Raw genomic sequence first — 20,815 nt, forward strand, 5'->3', positions numbered from 1 at the left:
CCAATTATAATGAAAATCATTCTCAAGTTCAATGTAAATTATCCGATATTTCACAATAAGATGTGGCAAAACAGTGAAAAACGAGGATGATTGGAAAACTGCGGCCAAAAAAACAGACTGAACCCCGTTTGGGATCCAGTCTCCATGTCTCTGTTACTTCCAGCCTACTTCATTAAAAATCTTCACAGCATCGGCATTTCTTTCCCCAAGGATATTCAAATGGATATCCTGTTCTTTGAAGTCTCCCCATGATTTCAGCAGCTCGGATGCTTCAACGTCCGGGTTGGCCGGGTATTCATTGTTTCCTTCCGCAAACAGTTTCTGTGCTTCTTCACTTGAAAGGAATTCCATGAACTTGATGGCGTTTTCCTTGTTTTTCGCATGCTTTGTTACGCCAATTCCACTGATGTTGATGTGGGTTCCTGTAGTCTCCTGGTTCGGGAAGAACACCCCTACCTGATCCGCAAGCTTCACTTCTTCAGGATTGGTCGAATTTTGCAGGCGTCCCACATAATAAGTGTTCATCACCGCCACATCGCCTTCACCGGCTACGACAGCCTTCAGCTGATCGGTGTCCCCACCCTTAGGGTCCCTTGCCATGTTGGCAACAATGCCCTCGGCCCATTCCTTCGCAGCCTCTTCGCCATTCAGTTCCATGAAGGAAGCGAGCAAGGACTGGTTGTACACATTTTCAGAAGAACGGATCAGCACTTTGCCTTTCCACTTGTCACTTGTCAAATCTTCATAGGTAGATAGTTCCTCAGGTTTTACACGGTCCTTCGCATACACAATCACACGGGCGCGCTTGGTCATTGCATACCATTCATTGTCTTTGTCACGCAGTGTTTCAGGAATGTTCTTGTCCAGCACTTCGCTCTCGACAGCCTGGAAAATGCCTTTTTCCTTTGCCCAGTGAAGGCGTCCTGCATCAGCTGCAAAGAACAGGTCACCCTGGGTTGCCTCCCCTTCCCGTGCCAGGCGTTCAATAAGCTCGTCCTCTTCACCCTTAATCACGTTCACCTTGATGCCTGTCTGTTCGGTAAAAGTCTTATAAAGCTGGTCATCTGTATCATAATGACGGCCCGTGTAGAGGTTGACTACGCCCGGATCTTCCTTCTCGGCCGGCTTGCTTGTTTCATTGGATTGCTCGCTGTTGCCGCCGCCTCCGCAAGCGGATAAAAATAGCCCAGCTGCCATTACAATTGAACCGAATCTGAATAATCTTTTTTGCATTGTTTCATTCTCCCCCTGGAAGTAAATTTGTTTTTTAATCAATAGCATTAGTTGTTGATAACGCTTCTCATTCTCAATTATATTGAAAATCATTCTCAAGTCAATGGATTTTTAATTTAAATAATGTCTATAGTGTGAAAACTCGAAAATTGTTTCTTGAATCATAGTCCCATTATCATCACCCAGTCCATAAGTTCCAACCTGTAATCCCGGATATACTTGCCCTTTAGCTGAGTCATAAGGCAAAAAGAAGCGAACAGGAAGGAATCCCCCTGTTCGCCACCATTCTTATAACTTATAAGCCCTCTACCGCATCACCGCGCCGGGGGTCAGGCACCCTTTAGCACAATAAAGTTACCTTTCTAGAATAACTTCACATCATATGCTTCAAGAATGAATCTTGGGACAAAGAACCTTGCTGTCAGAAGTGGGTCGACGATTTGAGAAACTTGGACTTGCCCTGCTGCACTGAAGAGCATGGTCAGTTCTGGGAGGGTCAAATCGGTATGGGGAAGCAGCGTGTCTGCGAAGATTTCCACTGCTGCTTTTGCTGCCTCATCGAGCGTTTCCTTGGAAACGAGGACAGCTGCACCTTCCTCATTTTCAATGAATGGGAACGGAATGCTTCTTCCTTTTACCACCTCAAGTGTAACCGTTACTTTGCCAGGAATCTCTATCCMCGAAACGCCAATCTCCCCATCGCCCATTGCAGCGTGAAGGTCACCCAGGCCAAACAGGGCACCTTCATGGAAAACCGGCAAATACAAGGTTGCCCCTTCTGCGACTAACGTGGTATCCATATTTCCGCCATGGGCTCCTGGTGTTCCATTGGAAATAGCCCCCTCCGCTGGCGCCACTCCAATTACTCCGATCATTGGGTTCAAAGGCAGCTGTATGCGGTCATTAAAAACCGCTTTTCCCTCTGAGATTGGGATCATTTTCGTTTCAAATTTTTCAATCCTGTGCCCCATAATGCCGAGCCCGGGACCAGTAGCCAGCAGGCCCTGTGCTCCCAGTTCGATTTTCTTAATCTTCACCTTCAGGATATCACCTGGCTGCGCCCCTTCCACAAAGACCGGGCCAGTAGCCGGATTGATTTGCGCCCAATCCACCGTATTGTATGGCGTGTCTTCCGACTGAATTTGATCCCGGAAACAGTCATAGGTTTCAATTTCAATAGTTGAACCGGATGGAACCCTCGCTGATGCTTCATTGTCTTTGCTAAAAGCATAGAAAAATTTTTCCTTTGTAATCAAACACCACACAACCCTTCACTTTTGTAAAAATGCAAATTTTATAATAGTTTACCATATAACTGGATCGGATGGTTTTCAGGCAATTATTGGGGGTTTCTCTCTGATAAAATAAGGGAAACGTCCATAGACTGTAAGATGACAGGAGACAAACCTATGCTTTCAAATTTTAACTATAAACACAGGAAACTGATAATCACAATCGCCTATTTGCTGTTTTTCCTCTACCTTGGAATAGCTGCTACCCTGCTTTTCTGGAGTCCGTATAGACAGGCCGTTTCAAGTACCGGAAACGCCGATTACAACCTGGTTCCCTTTCATACAATTGCCAGCTATATTCAGGCATCAGGACTGGTCGATACCAGTATCTTGGTCACAAATCTGGCAGGAAACGTGCTTGCCTTTATGCCTCTTGGCTTCTTCCTGCCATTGCTGTTTACCAGATGTGTAAAATTCAGATGGACCATTTTAGTGGTTTTCCTGACAACCCTTGCTGCAGAATGCCTGCAATTTCTTTTTCGGGTCGGCAGCTTTGATATCGACGATATCATTCTCAACACCATCGGCGGAGCCCTCGGCTTTACCATCTTCAAGCTCTGTGCCCTATGGCTGCAGTCATTGCTACGGCAAAAAAAGCATTAAGCTTCACCCCTTCACCGCACCGCGGGTCAGGCACCGTTTCACGCTTTAACGTGCTAATCCCCCCCTTTATCTTGGCACCCAGATAAGCTCGTCCGCGTTTTTGTCTTCGCTTTCGGTATATAGGCGGTACTGTTCGTGGGCGGGTTCGTTGAAATACGAAAGGGTCCGTTTGGTATTGATGTGGGGATTTTCTTTCTTGCAAATATAAGAAGGGTAGCTGCTCCATTGGTAATTGGCCATATCCCCAACCATGCCTGCTTCCAGTGGATTGCGATGGATATAGCGGCTCACGCCAAGAAAATAGTCAATCGACTCAATGACCTTTGCTCCGTACCTCCCTTGGAACAGGTGGCCATCATAATCATATTTTCGATTAAAGTAAACGGCATATCGGGAATGAAGCTCTTTAATAATTTGCGATAGAGGTGTGTGGGAAATCTCAATTTGAAAGTGGAGATGATTCGTCATCAAGCAATAGGAGTGTAAATCAAAGGGGTGGATACTGCGGACTTGCTCGAGGAGTGCAAGGTAATGGAGATAATCACGATCTTCATAAAAAATAGCTCCGCGGCGGTTCCCCCTTGCATGAACATGATAGGTGGCCCCAGGATAAAAAATACGGTATGGACGCGGCATAAACTTCCTCCCTAATAAGGTTTTTTCATCAATTCATGCCCATTCTATTCCCCCATGTACCAACCGTCAACCATCCCCAGGCGAAGTTCACAAAAAAGCCCAACCCTTCAGCGCATTAACGCACCGCGGGTCAGGCACTCTTTAGCATATTAACGCAGTGAGGGTCAGGCACGCTTTAGTGGAACAAAGCGTGCCTGACCCTCTTGGCTTAGTCTCCTTTGATTTCGAGAAGCTTGAGGCGGAGGTCGTTTTCCATGCTGGCGAGGTCGTTTTCGGCCTGGCGGCGTTTGATGCGCCCTTCTTCCTGGATGCGCATGGTTTCTTCCAGTGTGGAAATCAGGTTTTCCTGCGTTTTCTTCAGGGTTTCGATGTCGACGAGGCCGCGCTCATTTTCCTTCGCCGTCTCAATGGTGTTGCTCTTCAGCATTTCGGCGTTCTTCAAGAGAAGCTCGTTTGTTGTCTTGGAAACCTGCTTCTGCGCCTCAACCGCATGGCGCTGGCGGATCAGCGTCAAGGCAATGGCCACCTGGTTTTTCCATAACGGAATGGCGGTCATGATGGAAGACTGGATTTTTTCGACAAGCGCCTGGTTCGTATTCTGGATCAGGCGGATTTGCGGAGCACTTTGGATGGTGATCTCCCGGCTTAGTTTCAAATCATGAAGCCGTTTGTCGAGGCGGTCGGCAAACTGGATCATGTCGTTCACTTCCTGGAACTTCATCTGGTCCTGGGTCGCCGCGGCTGCTTTCTTCAGCTCCGGAATCGTCTTATTGTTCAGTTCCTCGAGCTTCAGTTCACCGGCAGCAATGTAGATGTTCAGGGCGTTAAAGTATTCCTTGTTGTGTTCATACAGCTTCTCAAGCATCGCGATATCGGACAGCAGCACATTCTTGCTGCGGTCCAATTTTACGGATATGCGGTCAATTTGGGCCCCTGTTTTCTGGTACTTCGACAGCACTTCCTGGATGGATCCGGAAAGCTTGCCGAACATCCGGCCGAAAAAGGATGGCTTATCCTGCTTGAGCTCGTCCGGGCTGACCTCCTTAAGGCGTTTCATCAGGTCATTGATGATTTCGCCGACTTCACCAACATCCTTTTTCTGGACGTGCTCGAGCATCGTGTGCGAAAAGGACAGCAGCTTCCCTTGCGCCTGGGTGCCGTACGAGATCATCGCCTGGTGATTGGCCGGGTCGATTTGCTGGGAAAGCTGAATCGCCTTGGCCTTGTTTTCCTCGGGAATCACGTCAATCAGCCTGACTGGCTTGGCATCCTCCGTCTTGCGCGCAGGCTGCAGCTGCAGCTCCGGACTTTCCTCTCCAAATGGATTGGCAAGCATGTCGTCCATCAGGTTGCCTGTATTTTTCAGCAGGTCTGGATTATTTTCACTCATTCGGGAAACCTCCTGTTTTTGTCCTTGTATCTTTCTTCACGGGTACCCAGGGAAATCTTCACTTCCTCTTTCTCTTCCCGTTTGGTGTTGATGTAAAATCTTGGCCCAGTGTTTTCCTCTGTCACTGAACCATGAATTTCATTCTTGTTCGGATTGGCATGCTTCCTTTTAAACTCTTCCCACTTTTCATCGCTGTCTGCTTCGGCTGGTTTCTTGCTCCTGTTTTCTGCTTCTGCAGGCTTCTCGCGGCTCTTTTCCTCTTCAGCTGTCTTATTCCGCGCCCGGGCGGCTTCCAAAGCGGCCAAGGCGTCCTCAGCTGCTTTCCGGCCGGGAATTTGGATCCCTTTCCTTTTACCCGAATTAAGCCCTTCAGGGACTGAACGGTCGTTCTCCAAGCCTCGCGATGTCTTAATGGAGTGTTTCGCCACATCGATTTCAAAATTAAGAGTGTCAAGGTCATTCTCGATTACCTGGTATAAATCCCTTTCAATCAGCCTGCTCAACTCGGACAAGGTTTTCCGGGTTTCATTCAGTGACCAGTCAAGGTCACGGTTCTTTTTAGGCTGGGATGAGAGAAATTCATACTTCTCGGTAAGTTCAAGAACGGAATCAAGATGGGAAAAATAAAACCTTTCCGCCTGATAAAACCGCTTTGGCTCTTTTTTGGTCAAGGCATAAATTTTGCGGATCATCCTGAGCAATTCGATTCTTTCCTTTAGGGAAGGCAGATGGCGAATCGAAAACAGCAGCTTATGCAAGCGAGAGATTTTTTTCTTCGCTTCTTCAAGATTCTTCTTTATATACCGGTATTCCTTTCGGCTCAGCCCGTTTTTTTTGAGAAAGCGGGAGTCTGAATAGAGCGAAGCCAGCCAGTAAATCAGCGCTCCGCCTCCGAGCGCAGCTGCGGATGAGATGAAAAATGTATTGTAGAAAGCAAAATAGCTTAGCGTCCAAATCGTAATGGCGGACGGGACAGCCAAAGCTGTCTTGAATAAAAACGACAGAAACGAATTCATTCTGTATCGACTCCTTACGTAAGTTCCTTCTTATTCATACGAATAAAGGAGAACCAATGTTTCGTCTGGTAGCAAAAAAATGTCAAAAAGGGCGTTCTCCCTCTTTAATTCAACAATACATGATTCATTCCCTTTTTTCCACAGACCCGAATTGTAATAAAATCTAGGTCTTCAGGCGGAGATGATTCTATTAAAAAGTTCCCAATTACACCGGAGAAGTTGCTATATTTATACAATTCATGAAAATTACAAAAAAGGGATTGAACTTTGGTGGAATTTACGATTATGATGAAGATACTATCTGTCGTTTTTTGTAAGTCATAACATAAATACCTATCCCTTTAAGAATGGTGGTAAACATTTTTGGTATTTGACGGAATAATTTTCGCATTTATTGTCGGCTTCTTGCGTAAAGGAAATTTAAAAGGTTTGGCCGAGCTCAAATTAAAAGGCGGTCTCATATTCCCACTGCTTCTGATTTTGCAAATCGCTGTGTTCACATTGCAAAACAAATTCAGCCTTTTAGGTGAGTTGAGCGGGTATATTTTTATTTTGGTATATGTCGTGGGGCTGTGGTTCCTGTATTTAAACCGGACCCATCAAGGTTTCATGGTTATTTTTATAGGCGTACTCTTAAACTTCCTCGTCATGGCAGCCAACGGAGGAAGGATGCCCGTTTCAGTCGAGGCTGCAGCTGTTTTGGATCCTCATTATATTGACGCACTGAGACAAGGTTTATATGGTAAGCATATAATTTTGGACGAAACTACAAAACTCGGTTTTTTAGCTGATATTATTCCACTGTCTCCACCTTATCCACGTACCCAAGTTATCTCCATTGGGGATGTCATTATGAATATTGGTATTTTTCTCTTTATCCAGCAGCTAATGACTGGACATTTAATGAATAAAAAAGAGAAAGATGCAGCCCTTTCGACAGAAGGAGGTGAGATTCAATGAAGAAAGTACAAGGAATTAAGTTAACGAATGTTTTAATCAACGCTGTAATCATCAGTTCAGTTCTTATTGCTTTAACTTCCGGCTTTAAACTAGGATAATGATTTAAGGAGAAGGTGGGCTGTCCACCTCTCCTTTTAAATTTATATATGAGAGTGATGAAAATGTTCGTTTTAAAACCGCCTCCAAAAGTTTATCTGTTTTTAATATCTGTCCTAGGCGTCACCGTCTCTCTTTTCGTTACTCAAATAGGACAGCACCCTCTGCATGATTGGGTAATGATCTTTGCCTTAGTAGGGGCAATTCTTCTTTTAAACTATTTTATGATTGCACTTCCACCAGATGGAAATAGGCTTTCAATGGATTCTTCTGTGTTCTTGGCAAGCATCTTTATTTATGGACATAGTTTTACAATTGACGTGCTGATCATATACGCTGTCATTTTCGCCTTAACACAGAGGAAAATTGAATGGTGGAAACATATCTTTAACTTCTCACTCTATACCCTAATGATTCAAATTGCGTACCAGAGTTTTATATTTTCAGGAGGCCAAGTTGGTATTGTTCAAATGGACAATCTACTTCCCTATGTTGCCTCCCTGACTAGTTATTTTATAGCTAATGTTGTTATTATAGGAGTTTATTTCCTGCTTTCCGCATCGGAAAGGCTAGCAAACGTGCTAAAAGGGATGGTTAAGGATGCCCTGGCGACATATGTAAGTACATTATTGCTATCCCTTGTTTTGGTGATATTAATTAGTGCGGAAAATATGTTTGGATTGGCTTTATTTACTTTTATGGCCTTTTTACTGTCCCAGGCATTCAGACAGCATTTCGAATTGTATCAAGAAGTAGCGGCCAAAGCGAACAAAGATTATTTAACAGGATTGAATAACCACGGATACTTCAAGGAACTCCTGGAAAAGGAACTTATTGCTGCTCGTGAATCGGAAAAGCCTCTTTGCGTAGCATTGCTTGACCTTGATGATTTTAAAAAATATAACGATCTTAATGGTCATATTCAGGGTGACCAGCTTTTAAAGGAATTTGGTAATTTGCTTGAGGTTGAATCTGCGCCGAAGGGTTTCATAGTCTCACGTTACGGCGGGGAAGAATTTTCCGTTATCATGCCTAATACCTCCCGTAATGAGGCTTTAGGTTTTATCAATCAAGTGCGTAAAAAGACTAATGATACTGTTTTTAAAGGTGTTGAATCCCTCCCGTACGGCTGTCTGTCGTTTTCCGCAGGAATCACTCAATGGAAAAAAGAAACGTTTAATACATCAGAACTTCTAAGCAAGGCTGACCAGGCCTTATATTTTGCGAAAGACCAAGGCAAAAACCTTGTGCAAGTCTATAATGAGCATACCGATTACTCGGTTCAGCGGTCGCTGAATCTTGAGAAGGAGCTGGCGGAGGCGGAACATCAGCTGAAGATTTTCCTTTCCAAGGATGTCTATACCTACCGCCACAGTAAACGTGTCTATCAATATGCCGTTGATTTTTCGAAGAAGCTGAATCTGAGTGACCATGAAAGAAAAACATTGATACTGGGTGCCCTCGTCCATGATATCGGCAAAATAGAGATTCCGCGGGATATTTTAAATAAAAAAGGCAAGCTTGAGCCCCATGAATGGGAAATCATGAAAAAGCATGTCACCTGGGGTAAAGAGATCATCTCGATTGATAAAAAGCTTGAAGACCTTGTCCCGCTTGTGGAACTCCATCATGAGCGCTATGACGGGAAAGGCTACCCATATGGACTGAAAGGAAAAACGATTCCGAAGCTGGCCCGGATCCTTTGCATTATCGACTCGTTTGATGCGATGACAACGGAAAGGCCTTACCAAAAAACGAAAACATTCGCAGAAGGTATTGCCGAGCTGCGGAAATGGTCGGGCAGGCAATTTGATCCCCAATTTGTCGAACCGTTTATCAATATGATTGAATTGACGTATAATGTGGAAGAATGCGAAACGTTGCTTGCCGAAGAAATAGGCTGAGGCGATGAAAAACTTGAGGTGAGGATTTTTGACTTGGAAATTGAACAGCAGTGTTAGCGTGAAGGTCGACCGGTTTCAGGTGGTTGTCGACCAGGTGACACTTCCTGATGGCGATGATAAAACCTTTTCTTATCTGGATTTTGCCAAGGGAGTGTGCATCCTGCCGATTACTCCCGACCACAAAGTCGTCTGCCTGAAGCAGTACCGCCATGCTTTTAAAAGCTGGCAGTGGGAGCTCCCCGCAGGAATGATCGAAGAAGGCAGTGATCCGCTTGAAACGGCGAAGCAGGAGTTAGTGGAGGAAACCGGCTATGCGGCCGAGCACTGGCTGGAGTTGGGGAGTTTCCATCCTTCCCCGGGATCGACAAGCGAGGAGATTTTCCTGTTCGCGGCTGCCGGGCTGGTAGCAAAGGGCCAGCATTTGGAGAACAGCGAACAGCTGGAGGTACACGAGTTGACCATGGAGGAATTGAAGGAGCTGGTCGAAACCGGCGAATTCAATCATGGAGCGGGACTCGCAGCCATTTTGCGGTACAAGTTCAAGACGGATTAATGAAAAACCCCCGGTTAACGGGGGTTTTTCGTTTTTAAACGGGCAGGTATTTGACAAAATGGCCAAGGCTTTCTTTTAGGTCATACAAATCGTTCAGACGTCCTGTTAATTGGTGAAAAGCTGATTCGTTTCCTCCGTCCAGCGCTTCGTTGATTTTAAACTGCAAATAGTTAGCTTCAAGGTCCATGTCCACCGGACTAAGCAGCTGGCCTTTGCGGCTGCATTCTTCCAAATCCTTTTCACTGATATAGACAAACCAATGGTTATTTATGTTGATGAGATAATGCCAGCCTCGGGCGATGGTATACTTTCTTTGATCGATGACTTCGATGATGTCTCCTTGCTGAAGGGAAAGCAAACCAGAATGTCCCCCTCCTGGACATAAACAGTTTATGGGCTGTTCAAAGCTTCCAGCGGCAATATAATGGCCAATCATTTCAGTCTCCTCCTTCGCGAAATGAATCTGCAAACCTTGGTGAGGCATTCTTTAAATGCAATGCATTTCGGTTGATAATGATTATCATTACTTATTAGGTATATATTAATTGAAAACGATTATCACTGTCAACAAATCAGGTGACTTTTAACATAATTGTTGAAATGAATAAAAAAATGCGCTGAATGAGTACACAAAATAGCCAGCTAAGATGGCCTCAGCTGGCTTTTGTGGTATAACTGGTAAAAATTTATTCGCCATGTTCCTTTAGCTTTTGTTCCATAAACTGCAGCAATTCGTCTCTGAGTTCAGGGTTTTGCAGGGCGAATTCAATCGTCGTTTCGATGAAGCCTTGCTTTTCGCCGACATCATAGCGATTACCCTCGAACTCTAAGGCAAACACGCGCTGGATTTCGTTCAGCTTCTGGATGGCATCGGTCAGCTGGATTTCGTTGCCGGCTCCTGTTTCCTGCTTTTCGAGGAACATAAAAATTTCCGGTGTTAAAATATAACGGCCGATGATTGCCAAATTGGAGGGAGCGGTACCGGGCGAAGGTTTTTCAATGAAAGCCTTGACCTGGTAGATCCGCTCTGCGCCGGCAATCGGATCAATGATTCCATAGCGGTGCGTCTCGGTGTCAGGCACTCTTTTCACTGCAAGTACCGAGGAGAAACGCTTGTTGTATTCCTGCATTAGCTGGGCGAGGCAAGGCACTTCAGATTGAACGATGTCATCTCCCAATAGGACGGCGAACGGTTCATTGCCGATGAATTTGCGGGCGCACCAGACCGCGTGGCCCAATCCTTTTGGCTCCTTCTGGCGGATATAATGAATGTCAATCATGTTGGATATGCCCTGGACGGTTTCAAGGAGCTCGTATTTCTGTTTTTCCATCAGATTGTTTTCCAGTTCCATGGCATGGTCGAAATGGTCCTCAATCGCCCTTTTTCCTTTCCCGGTGACAATGATGATGTCTTCGATACCTGATGCGACCGCTTCTTCGACTATATATTGAATGGTCGGCTTGTCAACAATCGGCAGCATTTCTTTCGGCATCGCCTTTGTTGCCGGCAAAAATCTTGTCCCCAGGCCGGCTGCTGGAATGATTGCTTTTCTCACCTTGTGCATCTATTGATCCCCCTCTTTAAATGGCATACATTGATTCCATTTTAGCTTAAAACGGGAGGCCCTGAATACCCATTAGCCGCCCTTTATGAAAATGTTGGAAGAAGGAGAGCGGATGCGGTGGGAGAATGCAACTTTTTTGCAGTTGGTTTTATAAAGAAAAACGCACTCTTCGGTAAGGAAAGAGTGCGTCTTTCTGCGGTTTCCAGTCATTTAATCAAACGTTTGATTAAAACCAGGAAGGGCGGGGCGATTTCCGCTCTTCCGCGCTGCTGTTGCAAGGGTGTTGTATTAGAGGTGCTTTTCCCATCCTTCAGAAGTTAGGGCCATGAACCTTGCTTCATTTTTCTCATCAAGAGCCTTGTCGATCTCCTCTGCACGGCGGGTTTCAAGGAAGCGCTGCTGAACTTGCTGGATAATCTGGTTGGCTCCCTTCGTATACCTTGTCCTCTTCTGGGATAAGATTGCCTCGTTTTCATTTTGTACGTTCAAGGCTTCGACAAAAGATGCAATATATTCATCGTGACTATTAGAAAAATCCGGCTTCCAATTATTCATAGTTCTACCCTACTTTCTGTTTTTGTTTTGTCCAAGTTCCCAATTCTTATTTGTTCTTTCTTTACCCCGGAATTCCATAAAAATAACAACAAAACGCACAAAATATCTTGCTTCACCCCATTAAAGGGTGCCAGACCCCCGGCGCGGTGATGCGGTAATGCGGGGATTTCCACTCTGTTTTAAAAAAATAGGAATAAAATGGATGTTGAGGTATTTGAGAAAAATGTCGAAGAGGCGATTGCAGAAGTTGGGAGTTTGTGGGCGGAAAACCGAGTCATGGGGTCAGACACCGTTTAGCCCTTTAAAGCACTAGGGGTCAGGCACTCTTTAGGGCATTAAAATGCTGCAGGGACATGGAGTTCCTGCAGCATTTTAATGACTTCTCTTAATGTTGATGGCCGCCTTCTTCGGGTGCTGGTCCCATATAGAAACCATTGATGAACACATGCATTTCGGTCTTTCCGTCCGGATTAATAAACGCTGCGCCTACCATCGTGGCCGGTCCCATTCCAGGCATTTCGGTTTTGATTACTTCAACTGCACCTGCCCCGCTCCATTTAAAGCCCTGAGCCAATAGATCTCCACGCACATTCTTAAACACATCACCGCTGATCAGGCCGGCCACAATCTTATTGCGTTCCGCCCCCTGAAGCGGCTTCAGGCTCTCGCATTCACATGGCTCTTCTGCCGCGAGCACGGCACTTCCCGGTGCCAAAAATAACAATAAAACCAGCAAACTTCCACATAAAACTGCCAAACTGCGCTTCATTTCTTTTCCTCCTTTTTTAATGTCTCCTCTATCATTCTTCATTCCGGTCAAACTTCCTTCCTGTTCGGCACTTTGTTTCAAAAGTTGCCACATTTAAACAAGAAGGACAGAAGTCCATCTCTATCCGGTTGTTGAATTATGTCGATTTTTCGAATGTTATTCAAGTCCTCTAATGGTGACGGAAAAAGGTGATAGTATTAGAGTGAAGCAGTCTATTTAATCGATGGGGGCATTTTCTGTCGGGAATAAGGGGTGTGGAATGTACATAAATCAGCGTTATATTATCAGGGACAAGATGCATTTTATGATTGGCTTTCGCAAGGCAAATGGAGATTATATGACAAGGATTGTCGAAGAAAAGCGGGATTTGATTGTTGAACGCCATCCTGAGATTCTTATTGAGGAAACCCTGAATTACTTTGGATTTGATTGGCCCGGAGCTATTAAATCGGCCGGGACCATCCTTGGCGAACTTAAAATGAGCCCGTTCATTGTCAATCCAAACAACACCGTCTGCCTGTTGCCTGCCAAGTCTCCAATCAGAGGAAGCCTCGTTTATATGAACATCCAGCACATTGAAAATATCGAACCTTATGGTAAGGGAACCATTGTCATGTGCACCGGCAACCGTTCCATCATCCTCCCTTCCAGAACAACCCGCCTTGTGACAAAAGTCAGCCAAGCCAGGACATTGAGGAAAATCATCATCGGACGAAACAGCGGAATTGAGCGGAAAATAATCTATCGATACTGCAGGGACACCGGAAGATTTATCATCCATAACGATGGGGATCCTGATTAAACCACTCACCTCCAACAGGGCAGGATTCAATCCAGTCCTGTTTTTTAATGCTTTACCCAATGAAAGAGTGCCTGACCCCCGGCGCTTTAAAGCGCCGGGGGTCAGGCACTCTTCATTCTATTAAAGGGATGGTGCGTAGGCTGTTTTTGGGATTTTGTTGTAGTCGGCTGGATCAAGCTGTTCGACGGAGCTGTCGGTTACGCCATTAATGATGCCGTAAAGTCCGGTTTCGACTGCTTTGACCAGCTGGCCTTTTTTCTTTTGCCCAAGTGTGTGGGATTGTCCCCTGACTTCGAATAGGATTGTTCCGCTGCCGTTAAGAGCAAAGCTTCCAAGGGCGGTGCCCGGCAGGTCAAGGTTCTGGCTGTATAAGCTGATATTGTTGAACGGCGAGTTTTCACCCAATGACTGCAATGCATTATAAGCGGCCAGGTTCAGCTGTTTGGAGTAATCCAGATTAAAGTTGTCCTTATATTCTGCATACTTCGCGCCTCTCTCTGTATTAGGGTCTGGAACAAAGTCCGCTGACAAGGACATTGTCACAAGGTCATCGGTTCCTTCAACATAATACTGTCCCTGATGGTGAAGGTCGATGAACACATCCACTTTGCCAAACTCAGCCTGCAGCGACTTGTACACATCCCTGACTGTCTGGGACTCAGGAGTGATATACCAGCCCGGAGTGCTGGAGTTGCCAGGGAAATCCTCAGCCTTAGGAACATAATTCAGATCCGGGTTGAAATCACGGTTCACGTCAAACCCTGGACGCTGGGAATAATCCCTTTGCTGCATATTGCTGGAAGTATAGTAGTTCCACGCTGGCCGGGAAGCATCCGCGAGCTGAGGGAATGCCTGTACGACTTCTGCCCATGACATATCATTGCCGCGGCGGTCCAGTTCGGACGCATCCGGATTCATTTTCGGCAGGGCGATAAACGTGATTTCCTCACGGATTTTTTTGGCTTCAGGCGAATTGCTTGAGCCCAGGTACTGAAGAATGTTCAGGATGGCCTCTGTGCCTGTCTTTTCATTTCCGTGGATTTCACTTTCAATCAAAATGACTTTGTCTCCTGTCCCAACTCTTGCCTGGTAAATATCGCGGCCCTGATTGGATTTTCCAACCACATCAAGCGAGACACGGCCCTGGCTGCTGCTTTCAATCTGCTGCAGCTTCTTCACCATTTCAGCATAATTTGTCCACCCCTGGATGGAATAGACCTGGTTGGGGTTTGTCAGGTTGCCATTTGGAGAATTGGTCGCCAGTGCAGGTGCAGCCAGGCTTGCGCACAATGCCAATGCACTTACTCCGGCCAATATTTTCTTTCCTTTCATCTGCCTCTTCACTCCTTAACTCTATGTATTTGTTATAAATCTCATTATAAAAAACAATCAGACTAAATGCCTGATTATTTAAAACTATTTTAATATTCAATTCAATAAGCCTTTCGCCCCACTAAATACCTTCGTGCTACTCCCCCACTAAAAAACAAAGATCCCCATTCATCCATTGAAAGGGGATCTTTCTCTTATTTCCACGCCATCATAAACTCATGAACCAGCCGTGCCGCAAGCGCAGCAGTTCGATTCTGCTCATCGAGGTCGGGGTTGACCTCGCACACATCGAACGACAGCAGCTTGCTGTTCCCGGCCAGCGTCCGGATCAGTTCGCGGATTGCCTTGGGCTCAAGCCCGAATGGCGACGGCGCACTCACCCCTGGCGCATAGGCGGAAGAGATGGCATCCGTGCACAAAGTTAGGACCAGGGCATCATGCCCGGAAACGAATTCCTCCAGCTGCCGCATGGTCTTCTCCATCCGGCCTGGGAGCAAATCCTCTTCCAGTACGTACGCCACCCCATGCTTTTTTGCCTCTGCAAACAAGGCGGCCGTATTGCCCTGCTTCTGGATTCCGGCCACAAAATAGCCCGCTCGGGGATCTTCATCCAAAATTTGTTTGAACATTGTCCCCGATGACGGCTGTTCCTCATAAGGCCGCATGTCAAAATGGGCGTCAATATTGACGAGCCCAAGGCGCGCACTTCCGCCAGCCGCCTGCCTTGCTCCAAGGTAATGGCCGTAAAATGTTTCATGGCCGCCGCCGAGGATGATGGGAATCACATTTTTACCGAGCAAGGCGGAAACAGCATTCCCAAGCTCAGCCTGGGCAGCCTCCATTTCCGTGCCTTCGCAGAGGATATCGCCAAAATCATACACCTCCGCATCCGCTGGCAGATGCCCAGGCAGGTTGGCGAGCGCTTTCCTGATTGCCTCAGGGCCTTTCGCCGCCCCTGGCACTCCTTTGTTCCTCCTGACTCCCTCGTCGCATCGGAAGCCGATCAGCCCGAATACCGGCCCCTGGCCATCCTGTTTCTCCAATTCCGCAAGCGTCGTCAGCTTGACTATTTGGTGAAGGCGAAAGCTTAACCGATCACTCTCTGAATCTACTCTTCCCTGCCAGCAATCGGCATTGTACTGGACCAACATGGCAGCACCCCCTTTTTTAAAATTATACAGGGGCATCCACCTTCTGTTAAACACACATTTTCAAATTATTTCCTGCCTGTCCCCAACTTTTCGGAACAAAAACAAGACCTCCTGTATACACTGATATAAAGGTGTTAAAGGAGTGGTAATCATGCTGCTTGAATTAACGCTTTATCTCCTCATTGGTTTCATGGGCCTGTTTCTCAGCAAGGCCAACTCGCGCAGGGAGATCAAGAATGGCATCATCTTCGTAGCTTTCTGGCCTTACTTTTTCCTATTGAAATATGTCGAGTTCACTGATAACGCCAAGCGCAACAGCCGAAATAGATAAAAGCAGCAAAAGGGCACCTTCCGTCACACATCGGATGGTGCCCTTTCCATTTGCTGTTTCTGGCCGGCAGGAGCTGTTTTTAACAGCCGATATACGGCTCCTTTCGAATGGTCAGGGCTATTCCCGCTGGCCCATGCCTGTATAAATGAGGATGGCATCCCGCAGGAACTTGGCGGTGCCAGGCTGCTCCTTATCATAGTAGGCAGTAAACCGTTCGTCGGCGACATACATCTCCGCCAGGCCGGCATGGGCCTCCTTGCTGTACTGGTCCCAATAAAAGGTGAGCCACTGCTTGTGCAGCTCTGCCGCTTTTTGGGCAAGCTCCCCTGCCGGATCCCCGGCAGCAAACGCCTGGGCGAGCGTTTCATTCAGCTGCCGCTCAAGCTCAACCACTTTATTGTACTCTTCCTCGCTCATGTTCATCAGTTTTGCATTAGACCGGTTGACAGCCTCTTCCCCATATTTTTCCCGAGCTTCTTTTCCATATTTCTTCTCGTTCTCTTCAATCATTTTATGCTTAAATCCTTTAAATTTTTCCTTATCGCTCATGGTGGTTCTCCCCTCTTTCTGTTCAATCGTATTGTTCACATTTTCAATCAGGGCGTCCAGCTGGACCCGCTTTTCCAGAAGCTTTTGGCGATGCTCCCTCAATGCCTGTGCCGCATCAAAGGAGGGCGCCGTTATGATGGCCTTGATATCCTCAAGTGCCAGGCCTAGTTCCCGGTAAAACAGGATCTGCTGCAGCATGTCGACCTCATTAAGCCCGTAAATCCGGTAGCCTGACGAATTGATCCTTGCCGGCGCCAGGAGGCCAATTTCATCATAATACCTGAGCGTCCGGGTGCTGACGCCCGCCAGCCTTGCCAGCTGCTGCACGGTATATTCCATGGTGTTCACCCCTCTCATATAAAACGATACACCTTCACGCAGCGTAAAGGTCAACTATATTTTCCGCCTAATTTTAATAAAATAAAAAACTCCGCCAGCAAGGGGCGGAGCTCAATATATGGGGGAGGGGCAGAACACTGATCGGGATGGTTACGCAGACTTGCCTGCTGCGGCACCTTTCTTGTTGAATGTTTTGCGCAGGAACGGTACCACCCAGCGGTCCAGGCCATAAACGCCTGCATTGTAGCCAGCGAACAGGATAAGTCCGCCCAGGAAGATGTCAGTTGGGTTATGGGAGACAGTTCCTGCAAGGAAGAACGAGAAGTTCATCAAAAGGCCGAAGAACGCAGCCGCAGTTGTCAGGCAGCCAAGAATCAGGCCAAGGCCGATAAGGAACTCGCCAAGCGGAACAATGAAGTTGAACAGCTCGACATTTGGCAGCGCGATGCCTTCCAGGAAGGATACATACCAGCTGTAGACCATATTGCCATCAGGACCTTTTACCGGATTGGCCACCGCATTTTGCAGATACCCTGAAGCATCAAAACCTCCTGTAAGTTTTCCCCAGCCGGCTGTCATCCACGCATAGCCAAGATAAAGACGAATCACAGTCAGAATACCAGCGGCAATTTTGTTTTCCCTTAAAAATGTTGCGAACATGAAGATCGCTTCCCTTCGTTTAATAAGATGTTTGATTACACTATCAATATATCAATTTTAACTGTAAAAATACTGCCAAAGTGACAAAGTTCACAGTTTGTTAATAACATCTTGACAGAAATATGGCGAAGGGATTCATGCCGTGTCGACACTGCTTTTTATCAGGCCATAAGGCCGCATGAACACTGTTTTTTGCCAAACATCAGTATGTAAGCAGCCGGAAATTCGGTGTTCACTCTTTGTACCTGTTTGGCGAATTCCGCCTCATCGATCGGTACGGAGGCAAGGGAATCCGCCTTTCTCTGGGTATCAATCGAAGCGCCGGGAGGAACAAAGCTGCAGGGCCTTAAGGTTACGCCACCAGTGATGACGGCATTTGCCCCAATGTAACTGCCCTTCCCCACTCTTGCACGAATGACAATCGACTGAAAGCCGATAAAGACGCCGTCTTCAATTAGGCACGGCCCGTGGATCAGGGAGCCATGTGTACAGGAAACGCCCTGGCCAACATAAATGGAATACCGCCTCCCCCCTGCCTCAACAAATTCGTTTGCCAGTCCGTGCAGGATAACTCCATCTTGCAGATTCGTATTCTCGCCAATATAAAAGGGGGTACCTTCATCGGCGCGAATGCTGACAAATGGAGCGACAAAGACGTTCCTCCTGATCGTGACATCCCCGATTACACAGCTGAAAGGACTTAAAAAGGCCTGGGTGGACACCTGGGGATAGACGGGATGATTCAAGGTTGTTTTCGGATTGGGGCCAATAAAATATGGATAAGATCTCATGGCAGCGCAAGCCTCCTTTTTTTATAAGCGTATTTAAACCACTCTCCCCGCAGACCTCTCCACCGCCATTCCGAACAAAAAAACCGGAACATCATGTTCCGGTTTCTTTGTTACTCACCCACAGCCGCAAGCGGCAGGGCGATATCTATCCTTGTCCCTTGCTGAAGCTTGCTTTTATAAGTAATGCTTCCGTTATGCTGCTTGATTATTTTATGGCAGATCATCAGCCCAAGGCCCGTCCCTTTTTCCTTCAGCGTATAAAAAGGCTCCCCGATGCGGTGCAGCAGATTTTCCGGTATCCCGCATCCCTGGTCCTGAACGGAAATCAGCGCTTCCCCTTCTGCCGATTTTCTTGCCGTAACATCAATCCGTCCCCCATCTGGCATGGCCTCAATCGCATTTTTAAAAATATTGACGAACACCTGCATGATTTGGTTCTTTTCGCATGTGATGAAGATTGAGCTTTCTTCCGCATCAAAATGGAACTGAATATTATGCAGATGTGCCTGCGGGGACAAAAGTCCGATCGTTTTTTCAATCAGCTCATTGATATTGGTCGTCGTCAATTGGACAGCCTGCGGTTTCCCGAGGGAAAGCAGTTCACTCGTAATCGTCTCAATCCGCTCCAGTTCGCTGAGAAGAAGCTCATTGTAGGAGTTGGAGCCGTTTTCCCACCTCTGCAGCTGGACAAACCCTTTGATGGTTGTCAGGGGGTTCCGGATCTCATGAGCAACTCCCGCGGCAAGCTCGCCGACAATGGACAGCTTCTCGGACTTAAGGAGGGCTTCCTCTGCTTTTTTCCGTTCGGAAATATCACGGCTGATGAAGACAATATGCTCAACTTCCCCGTTTTCGCCTTTCACCGGCATGCAGCGGGACTCAAATTCAATCCAGCGGCCATCTTTATGCTGCAGCCTGAATTCGGCAGACTGGAATGTTTCTGCCGCAAACATCTTTTCAATCTTTCGGCGGAAAGCAGCTGCGTCGTCTGGATGGATGGCCTCGAAAAGCTCCATCTCTTTCAATTGGGCGGAGTGATATCCTAAAAGTGACTGGTGCGAAGGGGAATAGTAGCTAATCCTCTGATGCTTATCCACTACCAGGATCAAATCGGAAGTGTTTTCGGCAATCAGCCGGTATTTCGCTTCACTCTCCTCCACCAGCTTGTACATCTCGGACAATGTTGAATTGAAACGGTATAGTTTCATATAGGATTCAATCAGCAAGATTCCCAGGCCCACACCGAGCAGCACAAACAAAACATATTGAACATGGAAGAAAACATAGTTTTGAGCAATCTTAAAAATTAGCATGACACTTATATAAATCGCTGTATAAGCAGCAAACATCACTGCGGTCCGTTTGACTGGCGACCATTTTTTTGTTAAAAACCAAATGACCGTGAAGCTAACCATGAAAAGCACCCAGCCAGTAATGGCCGGAGTCCAGTTTCCTGAAGACAAAAGCCTGGCAGCAAGGGCGATAGAGCCTGAAATGAGGCCGCCCACAGGGCCAAAATAGGAAAAGACAAGCAGGACCGGAGCATAGCGCAAATCATAGGAATAGCCTTCATACCGGATGGTTAACAAAACCAGGATCCAGGCAACCATGCCAGCATACAAACCAATCCACACGGGAAACATGGAGAGCGGCCTATGGTCGACAAACGAACGGACGACCAGCGGAATGCTGACCAATAGCGCAAATATGGAAAGATTAATAATATAGTCAACTATCAGCAAACCACAACCACCCAATCTATTTACAAATTCATGCCTTCTTTTCATCATAAACCAGTGATTGAACTATTTCCATAATTTCTAGATTCTTTGCCCCATAAAAAAACAGCCTGCAGATTTACCTGCAAGCTGTTTTTTATATGAAAGAGTTTACACTGCTTTTCCTGCCGCAGCGGCTTTCTTGTTGAATGTTTTGCGCATGAACGGTACCACCCAGCGGTCAAGTCCATAAACGCCTGCGTTATAGCCGGCAAACAGGATAAGTCCGCCCAGGAAGATGTCGGTCGGGTTATGGGAAACCGTTCCAGCCAGGAAGAAAGAGAAGTTCATCACAAGTCCAAAGAACATGGCAGCTGTTGTCAGGCAGCCGAGAATCAGGCCAAGGCCGATAAGGAACTCGCCAAGCGGAACAATGAAGTTGAACAGTTCGACGTTTGGCAGCGCGATGCCTTCCAGGAAGGATACATACCAGCTGTAGACCATATTGCCATCAGGACCTTTTACCGGATTGGCCACCGCATTTTGCAGATACCCTGAAGCATCAAAACC

The 20,815-nt window shown here is 46.7% G+C and carries 22 protein-coding genes; 6 read left to right on the forward strand and 16 right to left on the reverse strand.

Annotated features, from left to right (window positions below; all coding sequences use genetic code 11):
- Positions 1–153: 153 nt before the first annotated feature.
- Positions 154–1,233, reverse strand: coding sequence for a Fe(3+) ABC transporter substrate-binding protein (locus tag ADU22_RS01790; RefSeq protein ID WP_053360623.1), 1,080 nt, complete (start codon positions 1,231–1,233; stop codon positions 154–156).
- A gap of 362 nt (positions 1,234–1,595) precedes the next feature.
- On the reverse strand, positions 1,596–2,489 hold the full coding sequence (locus ADU22_RS01795) for an acetamidase/formamidase family protein (RefSeq protein ID WP_053360624.1): 894 nt from the start codon (positions 2,487–2,489) through the stop codon (positions 1,596–1,598).
- A 153-nt stretch (positions 2,490–2,642) separates the two neighbouring features.
- Here ADU22_RS01795 and ADU22_RS01800 point away from each other — a divergent pair, with 153 nt between their 5' ends.
- Positions 2,643–3,128, forward strand: coding sequence for a VanZ family protein (locus ADU22_RS01800; protein ID WP_053360625.1), 486 nt, complete (start codon positions 2,643–2,645; stop codon positions 3,126–3,128).
- Between the two features lie 66 nt (positions 3,129–3,194).
- Here the strand turns inward: ADU22_RS01800 and ADU22_RS01805 are convergent, their stop codons facing one another.
- The 3 genes from ADU22_RS01805 to ADU22_RS25480 form a co-directional block, all read right to left on the reverse strand.
- Positions 3,195–3,764, reverse strand: coding sequence for a transposase (locus ADU22_RS01805; protein ID WP_053360626.1), 570 nt, complete (start codon positions 3,762–3,764; stop codon positions 3,195–3,197).
- A 208-nt stretch (positions 3,765–3,972) separates the two neighbouring features.
- Entirely contained in the window at positions 3,973–5,154 is a 1,182-nt protein-coding gene (locus tag ADU22_RS01810; protein WP_053360627.1) for a toxic anion resistance protein, read from the reverse strand.
- A complete protein-coding gene (locus ADU22_RS25480) occupies positions 5,151–6,170 on the reverse strand; it encodes a 5-bromo-4-chloroindolyl phosphate hydrolysis family protein (RefSeq protein ID WP_069187948.1) in 1,020 nt (339 codons plus the stop codon). Before ADU22_RS25480 ends, ADU22_RS01810 begins: the two co-directional genes overlap by 4 nt.
- 363 nt (positions 6,171–6,533) lie before the next feature.
- Here ADU22_RS25480 and ADU22_RS01820 point away from each other — a divergent pair, with 363 nt between their 5' ends.
- From ADU22_RS01820 to ADU22_RS01830, 3 genes are all read left to right on the forward strand, one after another.
- Entirely contained in the window at positions 6,534–7,130 is a 597-nt protein-coding gene (locus ADU22_RS01820; RefSeq protein WP_053360628.1) for a DUF5317 domain-containing protein, read from the forward strand.
- A gap of 566 nt (positions 7,131–7,696) precedes the next feature.
- Complete coding sequence (locus ADU22_RS01825; RefSeq protein ID WP_231687828.1) at positions 7,697–9,130, forward strand: diguanylate cyclase; 1,434 nt, start codon at positions 7,697–7,699, stop codon at positions 9,128–9,130.
- Positions 9,131–9,158: 28 nt separating this feature from the next.
- Positions 9,159–9,683: an NUDIX hydrolase gene (locus tag ADU22_RS01830; protein ID WP_053360629.1), complete on the forward strand. Its 525-nt coding sequence runs from the start codon at positions 9,159–9,161 to the stop codon at positions 9,681–9,683.
- A gap of 34 nt (positions 9,684–9,717) precedes the next feature.
- Here the strand turns inward: ADU22_RS01830 and ADU22_RS01835 are convergent, their stop codons facing one another.
- From ADU22_RS01835 to ADU22_RS01850, 4 genes are all read right to left on the reverse strand, one after another.
- Positions 9,718–10,119, reverse strand: coding sequence for an IDEAL domain-containing protein (locus ADU22_RS01835; RefSeq protein ID WP_053360630.1), 402 nt, complete (start codon positions 10,117–10,119; stop codon positions 9,718–9,720).
- A 250-nt stretch (positions 10,120–10,369) separates the two neighbouring features.
- Complete coding sequence (galU, locus tag ADU22_RS01840; RefSeq protein ID WP_053360631.1) at positions 10,370–11,248, reverse strand: UTP--glucose-1-phosphate uridylyltransferase GalU; 879 nt, start codon at positions 11,246–11,248, stop codon at positions 10,370–10,372.
- Positions 11,249–11,536: 288 nt separating this feature from the next.
- Positions 11,537–11,803 (reverse strand): IDEAL domain-containing protein, encoded by a 267-nt coding sequence (locus ADU22_RS01845; protein ID WP_046523063.1) that lies wholly within the window; start codon positions 11,801–11,803, stop codon positions 11,537–11,539.
- 385 nt (positions 11,804–12,188) lie between these two features.
- The gene (locus ADU22_RS01850) at positions 12,189–12,572 is read right to left on the reverse strand and encodes a hypothetical protein (RefSeq protein ID WP_156324294.1); all 384 of its coding nucleotides are present in this window, start codon (positions 12,570–12,572) and stop codon (positions 12,189–12,191) included.
- Positions 12,573–12,831: 259 nt separating this feature from the next.
- Between ADU22_RS01850 and ADU22_RS01855 the strand changes: the two genes are divergently transcribed.
- Positions 12,832–13,374, forward strand: a complete 543-nt coding sequence (locus ADU22_RS01855) for a competence protein ComK (protein WP_053360633.1) — start codon at positions 12,832–12,834, stop codon at positions 13,372–13,374.
- Between the two features lie 120 nt (positions 13,375–13,494).
- On the opposite strand, the gene ADU22_RS01860 is transcribed toward ADU22_RS01855, so the two are convergent.
- Positions 13,495–14,706: a M14 family zinc carboxypeptidase gene (locus ADU22_RS01860; protein WP_053360634.1), complete on the reverse strand. Its 1,212-nt coding sequence runs from the start codon at positions 14,704–14,706 to the stop codon at positions 13,495–13,497.
- Between the two features lie 194 nt (positions 14,707–14,900).
- Positions 14,901–15,857, reverse strand: coding sequence for a formimidoylglutamase (hutG, locus tag ADU22_RS01865; RefSeq protein WP_053360635.1), 957 nt, complete (start codon positions 15,855–15,857; stop codon positions 14,901–14,903).
- Positions 15,858–16,008: 151 nt separating this feature from the next.
- Between hutG and ADU22_RS01870 the strand changes: the two genes are divergently transcribed.
- Positions 16,009–16,188: a hypothetical protein gene (locus tag ADU22_RS01870; protein ID WP_053360636.1), complete on the forward strand. Its 180-nt coding sequence runs from the start codon at positions 16,009–16,011 to the stop codon at positions 16,186–16,188.
- Positions 16,189–16,305: 117 nt separating this feature from the next.
- Here the strand turns inward: ADU22_RS01870 and ADU22_RS01875 are convergent, their stop codons facing one another.
- From ADU22_RS01875 to ADU22_RS01895, 5 genes are all read right to left on the reverse strand, one after another.
- The gene (locus tag ADU22_RS01875) at positions 16,306–17,076 is read right to left on the reverse strand and encodes a MerR family transcriptional regulator (protein WP_053360637.1); all 771 of its coding nucleotides are present in this window, start codon (positions 17,074–17,076) and stop codon (positions 16,306–16,308) included.
- Between the two features lie 150 nt (positions 17,077–17,226).
- A complete protein-coding gene (locus ADU22_RS01880) occupies positions 17,227–17,736 on the reverse strand; it encodes a DoxX family membrane protein (RefSeq protein ID WP_053360638.1) in 510 nt (169 codons plus the stop codon).
- A gap of 161 nt (positions 17,737–17,897) precedes the next feature.
- Positions 17,898–18,527 carry an LbetaH domain-containing protein gene (locus tag ADU22_RS01885; RefSeq protein WP_053360639.1) on the reverse strand — a complete coding sequence of 210 codons (630 nt, stop codon included), beginning with the start codon at positions 18,525–18,527 and terminating at the stop codon, positions 17,898–17,900.
- A 110-nt stretch (positions 18,528–18,637) separates the two neighbouring features.
- Positions 18,638–20,269, reverse strand: coding sequence for an ATP-binding protein (locus ADU22_RS01890; protein WP_053360640.1), 1,632 nt, complete (start codon positions 20,267–20,269; stop codon positions 18,638–18,640).
- Between the two features lie 147 nt (positions 20,270–20,416).
- A partial coding sequence (locus tag ADU22_RS01895) for a DoxX family protein (RefSeq protein ID WP_053360641.1) occupies positions 20,417–20,815 on the reverse strand: 399 nt, incomplete at its 5' end.

The organism is Bacillus sp. FJAT-27251, assembly GCF_001273925.1.
Lineage (GTDB): Bacteria > Bacillota > Bacilli > Bacillales > Cytobacillaceae > Mesobacillus_B.

Coding starts and splice junctions, on each gene's coding strand:
- ADU22_RS01790 (WP_053360623.1), bottom strand. CDS start 1,233: ATGCAAAAAAGATTATTCAGATTCGGTTCAATTGTAATGGCAGCTGGG.
- ADU22_RS01800 (WP_053360625.1), top strand. CDS start 2,643: ATGCTTTCAAATTTTAACTATAAACACAGGAAACTGATAATCACAATC.
- ADU22_RS01805 (WP_053360626.1), bottom strand. CDS start 3,764: ATGCCGCGTCCATACCGTATTTTTTATCCTGGGGCCACCTATCATGTT.
- ADU22_RS01810 (WP_053360627.1), bottom strand. CDS start 5,154: ATGAGTGAAAATAATCCAGACCTGCTGAAAAATACAGGCAACCTGATG.
- ADU22_RS25480 (WP_069187948.1), bottom strand. CDS start 6,170: ATGAATTCGTTTCTGTCGTTTTTATTCAAGACAGCTTTGGCTGTCCCG.
- ADU22_RS01825 (WP_231687828.1), top strand. CDS start 7,697: ATGGACAATCTACTTCCCTATGTTGCCTCCCTGACTAGTTATTTTATA.
- ADU22_RS01835 (WP_053360630.1), bottom strand. CDS start 10,119: ATGATTGGCCATTATATTGCCGCTGGAAGCTTTGAACAGCCCATAAAC.
- galU (WP_053360631.1), bottom strand. CDS start 11,248: ATGCACAAGGTGAGAAAAGCAATCATTCCAGCAGCCGGCCTGGGGACA.
- ADU22_RS01845 (WP_046523063.1), bottom strand. CDS start 11,803: ATGAATAATTGGAAGCCGGATTTTTCTAATAGTCACGATGAATATATT.
- ADU22_RS01850 (WP_156324294.1), bottom strand. CDS start 12,572: ATGAAGCGCAGTTTGGCAGTTTTATGTGGAAGTTTGCTGGTTTTATTG.
- ADU22_RS01855 (WP_053360633.1), top strand. CDS start 12,832: ATGTACATAAATCAGCGTTATATTATCAGGGACAAGATGCATTTTATG.
- ADU22_RS01860 (WP_053360634.1), bottom strand. CDS start 14,706: ATGAAAGGAAAGAAAATATTGGCCGGAGTAAGTGCATTGGCATTGTGC.
- hutG (WP_053360635.1), bottom strand. CDS start 15,857: ATGTTGGTCCAGTACAATGCCGATTGCTGGCAGGGAAGAGTAGATTCA.
- ADU22_RS01870 (WP_053360636.1), top strand. CDS start 16,009: ATGCTGCTTGAATTAACGCTTTATCTCCTCATTGGTTTCATGGGCCTG.
- ADU22_RS01875 (WP_053360637.1), bottom strand. CDS start 17,076: ATGGAATATACCGTGCAGCAGCTGGCAAGGCTGGCGGGCGTCAGCACC.
- ADU22_RS01880 (WP_053360638.1), bottom strand. CDS start 17,736: ATGTTCGCAACATTTTTAAGGGAAAACAAAATTGCCGCTGGTATTCTG.
- ADU22_RS01885 (WP_053360639.1), bottom strand. CDS start 18,527: ATGAGATCTTATCCATATTTTATTGGCCCCAATCCGAAAACAACCTTG.